The organism is Liquorilactobacillus mali KCTC 3596 = DSM 20444 (assembly GCF_000260415.1).
In the GTDB taxonomy this organism is placed as follows: domain Bacteria; phylum Bacillota; class Bacilli; order Lactobacillales; family Lactobacillaceae; genus Liquorilactobacillus; species Liquorilactobacillus mali.
In genome coordinates this window covers 1-8,759 of record NZ_BACP01000054.1, presented here as the reverse complement: position 1 = coordinate 8,759, position 8,759 = coordinate 1, and the positions used below count along the sequence as shown (strand labels likewise).

Below are 8,759 nucleotides of genomic sequence, written 5' to 3'. Positions count from 1 at the left end.
AATTGTAAATAGCAAACTAAAACTTTTCTTTGGTTTGGATATAGTCTATCAATTCTTACAAATCCAATTCTAAAATCGCATTAAAAACTTCCTGAGGTAATTCAATACTATTTCTAGCAGCTTGTCGTTTATTGATACTTTGACGTCGTAGCAGTGCCTGTTTTTTTGAAATACTCTTACTTTCCCCAGAAACGGCAGCATTTTTTCTAAGTGGAGGTATGTCAACTCTCGCAATAGACCTACCTTCTACGACTGCTTGAACCGGAGTTGGATATAATCTGTGAGGAACAGTATACTTTAACTTTTTAACTAATTCTTGGGTCAACTTAGGTGCGTCAGTTCTATGAACGACGAACGATAAAGCATCAATTGGTGCATAATTGATATCTACTTCTACTTTAACAAGATCAGCAGTCTCATATCCTAAAAAAGTTGTATCAAGAGTTGCATATCCATGAGAAACGGACTTCAATTGATTAAAAAAATCAAAAGCAATTTCAGAAATTGGTATTTTATAAATTATTACTATCAAATCCGCCTTGTTTTCCATATCTATTAATGATCCTTTGTGTTGACTGGTTAATTTCATAACCTTATTTAATAACTCATTCGGTGTCGTGATTTCGGCTTTTACAAACGGTTCTTCAACAAAATCAATTTTTGAAAAATCTGGAAAGCTAATTGGATTATTGATAACTATTGGATCCAACTGATTTTTTAAATGAACATGATAAGTTACATTTGGTGCCGTGGTAAGAACTTCCAAATTGTATTCGTTTTTTAATCTTTCTCGGATAATTTGCAAATGAAACATTCCTAAAAATCCACATCGAAATCCAACACCAAGGGCTTCTGAATTTTCAAGACTATAATGAAATGAAGAATCATTTAAAGCTAATTTTTCTATAGCCGATTTTAGATCATTATAATTATTATTTTTAGGATAAAAGCCAGCAAAAACTGTTGACTTTGCTGGTTTATAACCAGGTAAAGATTCTTCAGTTGGATTAGTTGCAGATGTTATAGTATCACCGACTCGGACTAATTGAGGATCCCTTAATCCCGTTATAATATAACCAACATTACCAGCAATTAGACAATTTTTTGCTGTCATATTAGGAGCAAAGTATCCTAATTCTTTAACAGAAAACTTAGTCTTCTCAGCCATTAATAACATAGCATCATCTTTTTTTACCTGACCATCAATGACTCGAATATAAGCGACAATTCCTTTAAAAGAATCATAAAAATAATCAAAAACAAGCGCCTTTAACGATGACTTTTTGTTTCCCTCAGGAGCGGGAATTTTTGTTCTGATCGCCTCCAAAACTTGATGAACCCCTTGACCAGTTTTGCTGAAATTTTTAAAATATCAATGTTAGCAAATTCTGGGTCAAGCTTACGAATTTGTTCTTCAGTACGTAGAATATCAGCAGCTTTGTTATCAATTTTATTAATTACTGGGATAATAGTTAATTTATTTCTTCTAGCAATTCGCAAATTGGCCACTGTTTGAGCTTGAATACCTTGGGTTGCATCAACTAACAGAACTGCACCATCACTGGCAGCAAGGCTTTTTGAAACCTCATACGAAAAATCAACATGTCCTGGTGTATCAATGAAATTATATTCATACCTCTCACCATCATCAGCATCATAATAATTTCTAACGGTTCGTGATTTAACTGTAATACCATGTGCCTGCTCAACCACCATATCATCTAATAACTGAGGCTTTTTTTCTCTATCATTGATTGTGTGTGTCTGTTCCATAATTCGGTCTGCCAATGTCGATTTTCCGTGATCAATATGGGCAATAATTGAAAAATTACGCATGTTTTGCTGTTTCATTATACTTCATCAACCTTCTTTTTCTTTGAACAATCCGTCCATATAAAAGCCGAAAACTTTCTTAGCTTCTTTTTCAATGTTTATTTCAAAGTCAAACACTTCAATTGGTAGTTTTTCATGATTAAATTGCTCTAGTCCAGATAGATTGACTAAACCACCAATAATGGCACCTTGTGTAACAAACAGATGATTAATTGTTTCCGGCGTTAATTCAACTACACGAGCAGCGATATTTTCACTTAAGTTTCCACTAATTTCATATAATTTTTTTCTCCCAATCACGGTTTGCTCTTTATCAGCTTTCTTTTCCAAAATAGGGCCCCTTAACGTATTAAGGCGTACTAAATCTGGATATTCTTTTATTAACTCAGAGGTTACTTGCAACATTAATTGTTTAAAATCAATTAGTGTTAATTCCTTAAAGTTCAAAATTTTATTATTTAATTGAGTAAAAAAATTCTGATATCCTTCTAATAATAAATTCATAAAGATGTTTTCTTTAGTTTTGTAATAATTAAACAACGTTCCTTTTGCCATTCCTGCTGTTTGTGCAATTTGAGCAATCGTAATTTCATCAAATGATCTTTCTCTAAATAGTTTTAAAGCGGCTTGAGCAATTCGTTGAGACTTTGCAATTTTTTGTTCTGTTGTCATTGAATTTGACATTATTAAGCACCTCTTTCATGACCATCAGTCATTTTTGATTCAAAAATAAGTTTTTATGACCCAGCAACCAATTATCGTTTGTCCACTGCTCAGTCTTTCCTTTACCGTTAACATAATCATAGTAAGCTTGTCGTTCATACTCAACTACTTCACCCTTACCAGCAATGCCTACCCAGCTAAATGCACCATCAGAATCTCCATATTTAACCCATAAAATTGGAACTTCATTTTTTTGACCATCTTTACTCCAAAAGTAACGAACTTGATCTTCAATTTCAATAAAAGTGAGTTTCAATAACCTCTGTGGATCATACTTATCAATCGTTCGTTCAGCTATCAATCGAGCCTTATTATCATTGGGAAGCATGAAATTATTTTTAGTAATTAATTTGCTAAATTCGCGTATTATTCCATGGTTATCTTCAACAATTGTTATATGTGGACCATTATACTCGATTTTTGCTTCTTTTTGATATCTTTTAATGTTAACTATTTGTTGGTTAAAAGGTGCTCTTATCATTTCAACCACCTGAAAGCCCCTTGGAATTTCCATTTTCATACCATCTCCCATTTATGACCATGGGTCATTTTTGAATATATTAAAACTAACCTTTATTCTAAAAAAAGTCAAACGAATTATTTTAAAAAATATTCAAAACATTCATTGAGCTTATTTTTAATAAAACCCACTTGTACATTTCTGTGAAACTTGCCTCTTTTTCGTCTATCCTCTATATTCAATGGATGAGCTTTAAATCTTTTATGATAAACCCCAAAAATGAACGTATATAATCACAATTAATAGAGAAGGTAATAAATTAGCAATTTTAATTTTTGCTCCCAAAAGCATATTAATTCCAATTAAGGCAATTAAAGTATTACCAACTAATGAAATTCCAGTTAACATATCTGAAGTCAAAAAAGGGTTGATGAAAGTTGCTAACAATGTTATGCTCCCTTCGAAAATCAAGATTGGAATTGCAGCAAGAGAACAACCAATACCGTATGTTGCTGCAAAAAGTAAAATAACAATGAAGTCAATTATCGACTTAGTAAATAAAATTGAAGGATCATGATTCAAGCCATCTTGGAGAGCACCAACTACCCCCATTGCCCCAATGCAAACTGTTAAGGTGGAAATGATGAACCCTTCGCTAAACCTCAAATTTTCCTCTTTACCAAAATATTGAGAAAGTGTTTTTCCAAGACTATTCAACCAAGTGTTTATATCAATTAATTCACCAACAATTGTTCCAACTGCTAACGTAACAATTAACATAATCGTCCCTATCGTTGAAATGGAATTACTCTTAATAACTAGCATTTTGCTTAATGTACCTGAAAATCCAATGAAGATAATTCCAAGTCCAATTGCTTGTAAAACCGTTTTTTGCACCTTTATTGGAATAACTCTTTGAAATAAATAACCAACAATTCCTCCAACGGCAACGGTACTTGCGTTAACTAAAGCTCCTATTCCGACCATATTTACAGTTCTCCTTAAATTTAAAATAAGATTTAATCACATTCCCAAATTTTAAGTTATTGGTGCTATCGTCGTTTTTAACAGACAGTCTGTAACATGGGGCTCTACAAACATTAGAATTAAAGTAACATTAAAAAACAAAGGGATGCACTTCAACACCTAAAACCATAAAAGCGCCTCTGTAAATTAATACAGAAGCGCTTAGTCGCTTTACCATTCTGATTCTCTTATTTAGTCACCCAAACAAGCCTTACTCAAAAAGTACTTTTCGGATCAATTCGTTTAAATCTATGCTCTAAAATATAACATTTACCATTGCTATATCAACTTTAAACAAAAATTAAATTAATAACTAACTGGACTAATCAGGTAGTATTTTAATTGACGAAATAAGATTACTATCAATTGTAAATTCCATTGGGCCGGCGCCGTTAAAGCCTTTCCCTGATACTTTTATTTGAACTAACCAACTGTTGGAACTCGTTTTACGGCTTTCCAATATCTTAAATTGAGATTTTTTACCAATGTTTTCATTTTTATTCCACTCTGAAATTGAATAGTGACCCTTAAAAATACGTCCCCAATCATCCAAAGTGGCATTTTCAGTGAACAAATTGATAAAATCTTTTGAATTCCTAGCATTAGTATATTCAACAAACTGATTAATTACTTCCGGTAATTTGACATTATTCATAACACACCTCATTTTAAACCATTAGGAAAATATCCGGGAATCATTGTAGCAGCAAGTTCTCGCTCATATTTATCAGGATCAGTTTGACCCATTTCCCTCATTACTTCTGCTAAACCTGCATTTACCCGAATTGAATCTTCTTCAATTCCTTGGATTCCTTCATCAATTAGATCGGATAGTTTCATATTGTTAGGGGCATTCACCGAACCAATATTTTTTTCAAGATTGGTTTCAGCAACTAATGGTGGTACCAGTTCCATCACGTGCACATGATCCTCACCAGCAAAATGTAGTTGTTCCCTTAAAGCATCGGTAAACATATGGACACCTGCTTTCGTAGCAGAATATATTGGATGTGCTGCTGAACTAAGGTTGGCCAATCCAGAACTTACGTTGACAATTAGCGACTCTGCTTGTTTACGTAAAACAGGTAAAAATATTTTATCAACAGTTATTGTTCCAATTAGGTTTGTCTGAATCTCAGCCTGTAGTTTTTGAGAAGTAATCTTCTCATCAAGCAAATTATAATGTTTCATAATACCAGCCGAATTAATAACAACATCGATATTTTTGGATTCTTCAATTACTTGATTATAAAATCTTTGTACACTACCTTGGTCACTTACATCTATTGGGTACCCACTCATGCTTTTATTATTTTTAATTACTTCACTGATTTTTTCTTTTGAACGACTACCCACAATTACTTGATTGCCCATAATTGCTAGCCTTTTGGCTAAAGCCAACCCAATGCCCGAGGTACCACCTATTATAACAATTTTTTTATTTTTCATTTTCATTGAAAAATACTCCTTCCTAGGTTACAATTTTTACTAAATGTAACTAGAAAGGAGTATAAACAACTAAGTTACAAAAGTCAAGTTATGTAACTTAATACCAACATGAATAAATTATCTCAAGAACATATACTAAACGAAGCTGAAAAACTGATAAAGCAAAAAGGAATGAATTCAATTTCTTTAACCGATATTGCTAAAATTTTGGGCACAAGTCATGCAGCCTTATATAAATATTTTCCAAATAAAAATGCTCTTTTAAGTGCCTTAGCTCAAAGATGGCTTGATGCATTACTATTCAAATTGTTTCCCTTTGATACAAGTGTTTACAAGAGCAAAAAGAAAATTATCCATGATTGGCTGTGGACACTATTTACTCAAAAAAAATCAGCATACCAAAAAGATCCAGAAATGTTTAAGCTATATACAGAATACATCGATTCCAATCCTCGTTTATTACAGAAACATCTAGATGCATTAGTTGATAGTTTGTTAGCAGCAACAAGCTGGAAAGACAGAAACAAAGCACTTGCTTTTATTCAAGCTTTTATTATGTTTTCAGCACCTGAATTAGCTTTTCTGTGGAATGATCAATCTAGACAACAATTTGAAAACATATGGTCGTTAATTGCTGGAAATTTAAATGACTGAAGTACTTATCAGGATGAGTGCATTATAAATTTGATGAATACTTAAATTACTAACAAAAAAAGTTATGCTGTGAAACATCTTTAGCATGGTTCCTTTTTCTTATAAATTTAATGTGGTCAATTATGTTTTGAAGTAATCTTACGGAGGGACAATTAATCTGGATAATTCTGCTTTTAAATTACACAGCAGTTGCTGTTGTTACATGACAACCCTATCCTCAATTAATATCCATTTCTTTTGAATCTTTTTTTGATAATTCTTTTTCATGATAACTAATTTTATAATCTAAAAAATTAATTGTTTTTTCTAGGTCATCAAGCTGCTTAAGCAGCTTTTCTTTGGTCTGAAGAAAGATTTTTATATGTTCTTTATCTTGAGTAGGAGTTCTAAAAATTTGTTGGATCTGTTTAATGCTTATTCCCGCTCTGCGATAATAAACAATTGCATTGATCCGTAATAAAGTATCCCCATCAAAAACCCTAATCCCATTCTCATTTCTTGGAACTTTATATAAGCCAATTTTTTCATAATAACGAATAGTATATACACTCAGATTATATTTTTGCGATACTTCCTTAATCCCACTACCCTTTTTCATTATTTAACCTCAATTCAAATTTTGTATTTACGCTAAACCAACCCTAGCATGCTAGGATTAACATAGCAACAGGTGATATGAAAACAAAAAGTGACTATTACAATAAAAACAAATACTCATTGATTCATGATTTGTCCCATCTTCAACGATTTTAGCCATTATTAAAGTCATTGACTTGTCCGAAAAAAATACGATTGTTACTGGTGCTTCTTGCAAGACTAGTATTGAAAACTATTAGAGTCTTAACAGCCACTGCAGCAAATATTACAGTACCAGTCCATAACTTAAAGAAGGTAGAAAAAATCTTGAAGGAAATTGATAATATTGACATAAAATATATTTTCTTTTTTCATAGCTTCTTTGCAAACCTGTTTTTGGAAACAAAAAAAGACATTTAGAATCCCCCAACAAAAACTTAGCGGCGTTGCTAAATATCTTTTACTACGGATAAATTCTAATGTCAGATTAAAGCTTTCCATTTAAGAACTGTGCCTCACCATTTCCAAAGCTCCAGTCATCGTCATTATTAGGAACTAAACTAAACATGATGTCCTCTTTACGAATTCCCAATTCATTATTCAAACGTTCTACAATTTTGCTGTAAAAAACTTGCTTAGCCTTTGTTGATCTCGGACGTGTCACAAGATTGAACACGACAACATTATCTGTTCGTTCAATCCCCAATCCAGTATCTCGAATTTGCATCTCAAACTTCTCATGTTGTGTTAAAATTTGATAACGATCATTTTCTGGTGTAGCTAAAGTTTCAACTTGTGTTTCGTATGCAATATCTAGTAACTTTTTCAAATATTTCTGATCATGACCCTTAATTACATCAACACGCATTAATGGCATAAACACTACCTCCCAATTAGTACCTAAAGTTTATTATAATCCTTTTATTGTTAATACCAATTAAATATTAAGTATTTCAGCTATGACCACTTGAGGAAAAACCAAACCTAGACAACAAGTCCTCCCATACAAAACTAATTAAAACAGTGACGATACAGATGATGTTTTTAGAATTAAAACTATAAACCACATGTAACTTACTGGGCTTTTGATTAATATTATAAATAAAAGCCAACTTTAATGGGGGTTGGCAATGGGGACGCTTTGATTCATTGATACTCGGTACCAATTTAATAATACGTTTTAACAATCGTTTTGTGAAGTTAAAATACGTGGACCGTTTTTCGTGATCGCTAATGTGTGTTCAAATTGACAACTGAGGCCTCCATCTTTTGTCCGAGCAGTCCACCCATTATCATCTATTTTTGATTTCCATGTTCCTGTGTTTACCATAGCTCAATAGTGATAACCATGCCTTCTTTCAAGCGTAAACCTTTACCTGAAGGGACGTTTGGAGCTTCATGCAAAGTTGGTCCGACACCATGTCCTACAAATTCCCGGACAATTGTTAAATTTTCTCTTTCAACGTAAGTTTGAATAGCGTGACCGATATCTCCTAGACGGTTCCCAACTTGTGCCTGTTCAATACCTTTGTACATAGCTTTTAGAGCGACTTCCATCAAATGATCTTTGTCCGGGGTGGACTCTCTAACTACATAACTCCAGCAAGAATCTGATAAAGCGCCCTTCAAATTAATAACCGTATCAACTTTGATCAAATCTCCATTTTTAAGAACTTCTTTTCTTGGGAAACCATGACAAATTTCATCGTTTATACTGATACATGTTGCATATTTGTAATCTTCAAATCCAATCTGTTCGGGTATTGCACCATTATCTAAGATGAATTTATGAGCAAATCTCTCAATATCCCAACTCATTATACCAGGTTCAATAAAATCGCGTAAAGCAATATGCATGTTTGCCAATACTGTACCTGATTCATCCATTGCATCGATTTCACGTCCTGACTTTAATATGATCATGCAAATTTATCTTTTCTTTAAACTTATATTTGTACGTACATATAGTGATTATTACAAATAATAATTTTTAATAAATACATTACTCTATCTGATTTAGTAGTGTATCCGCTTCTTT

Annotated in this window: 8 protein-coding genes and 2 pseudogenes; 1 reads left to right on the top strand and 9 read right to left on the bottom strand. The window is 32.7% G+C overall.

Features of this window, described 5'->3' with window-relative positions; genetic code table 11:
• Positions 1–55 precede the first annotated feature (55 nt).
• The 6 genes and pseudogenes from lepA to GSM_RS09255 form a co-directional block, all read right to left on the bottom strand.
• Positions 56–1,851 (bottom strand): annotated as a pseudogene (gene lepA / locus GSM_RS14245) (translation elongation factor 4).
• A gap of 9 nt (positions 1,852–1,860) precedes the next feature.
• Complete coding sequence (locus GSM_RS09275) at positions 1,861–2,517, bottom strand: TetR/AcrR family transcriptional regulator (protein ID WP_003687841.1); 657 nt, start codon at positions 2,515–2,517, stop codon at positions 1,861–1,863.
• 28 nt (positions 2,518–2,545) lie between these two features.
• Complete coding sequence (locus tag GSM_RS09270) at positions 2,546–3,070, bottom strand: hypothetical protein (RefSeq protein ID WP_003687839.1); 525 nt, start codon at positions 3,068–3,070, stop codon at positions 2,546–2,548.
• Between the two features lie 207 nt (positions 3,071–3,277).
• Positions 3,278–4,003, bottom strand: a complete 726-nt coding sequence (locus tag GSM_RS09265) for a DUF554 domain-containing protein (RefSeq protein ID WP_003687837.1) — start codon at positions 4,001–4,003, stop codon at positions 3,278–3,280.
• 361 nt (positions 4,004–4,364) lie between these two features.
• On the bottom strand, positions 4,365–4,697 hold the full coding sequence (locus GSM_RS09260; protein ID WP_003687834.1) for a hypothetical protein: 333 nt from the start codon (positions 4,695–4,697) through the stop codon (positions 4,365–4,367).
• An 8-nt stretch (positions 4,698–4,705) separates the two neighbouring features.
• Complete coding sequence (locus tag GSM_RS09255) at positions 4,706–5,497, bottom strand: SDR family NAD(P)-dependent oxidoreductase (RefSeq protein WP_003687833.1); 792 nt, start codon at positions 5,495–5,497, stop codon at positions 4,706–4,708.
• A gap of 102 nt (positions 5,498–5,599) precedes the next feature.
• Between GSM_RS09255 and GSM_RS09250 the strand changes: the two genes are divergently transcribed.
• Positions 5,600–6,145 (top strand): TetR/AcrR family transcriptional regulator, encoded by a 546-nt coding sequence (locus GSM_RS09250; RefSeq protein ID WP_010078163.1) that lies wholly within the window; start codon positions 5,600–5,602, stop codon positions 6,143–6,145.
• A 217-nt stretch (positions 6,146–6,362) separates the two neighbouring features.
• On the opposite strand, the gene GSM_RS09245 is transcribed toward GSM_RS09250, so the two are convergent.
• From GSM_RS09245 to map, 3 genes and pseudogenes are all read right to left on the bottom strand, one after another.
• On the bottom strand, positions 6,363–6,743 hold the full coding sequence (locus tag GSM_RS09245; RefSeq protein WP_003687829.1) for a MerR family transcriptional regulator: 381 nt from the start codon (positions 6,741–6,743) through the stop codon (positions 6,363–6,365).
• A 465-nt stretch (positions 6,744–7,208) separates the two neighbouring features.
• Positions 7,209–7,598, bottom strand: coding sequence for a tautomerase family protein (locus GSM_RS09235; protein ID WP_003687825.1), 390 nt, complete (start codon positions 7,596–7,598; stop codon positions 7,209–7,211).
• A gap of 303 nt (positions 7,599–7,901) precedes the next feature.
• Positions 7,902–8,644 (bottom strand): annotated as a pseudogene (map, locus tag GSM_RS14235) (type I methionyl aminopeptidase).
• Positions 8,645–8,759 lie beyond the last annotated feature (115 nt).

What these genes read in the sequence shown, in the direction of transcription:
- GSM_RS09250 (WP_010078163.1), top strand. Translation starts at nt 5,600, where the DNA reads ATGAATAAATTATCTCAAGAACATATACTAAACGAAGCTGAAAAACTG.
- GSM_RS09265 (WP_003687837.1), bottom strand. Translation starts at nt 4,003, where the DNA reads ATGGTCGGAATAGGAGCTTTAGTTAACGCAAGTACCGTTGCCGTTGGA.
- GSM_RS09245 (WP_003687829.1), bottom strand. Translation starts at nt 6,743, where the DNA reads ATGAAAAAGGGTAGTGGGATTAAGGAAGTATCGCAAAAATATAATCTG.
- GSM_RS09270 (WP_003687839.1), bottom strand. Translation starts at nt 3,070, where the DNA reads ATGGAAATTCCAAGGGGCTTTCAGGTGGTTGAAATGATAAGAGCACCT.
- GSM_RS09235 (WP_003687825.1), bottom strand. Translation starts at nt 7,598, where the DNA reads ATGCCATTAATGCGTGTTGATGTAATTAAGGGTCATGATCAGAAATAT.
- GSM_RS09275 (WP_003687841.1), bottom strand. Translation starts at nt 2,517, where the DNA reads ATGTCAAATTCAATGACAACAGAACAAAAAATTGCAAAGTCTCAACGA.
- GSM_RS09260 (WP_003687834.1), bottom strand. Translation starts at nt 4,697, where the DNA reads ATGAATAATGTCAAATTACCGGAAGTAATTAATCAGTTTGTTGAATAT.
- GSM_RS09255 (WP_003687833.1), bottom strand. Translation starts at nt 5,497, where the DNA reads ATGAAAATGAAAAATAAAAAAATTGTTATAATAGGTGGTACCTCGGGC.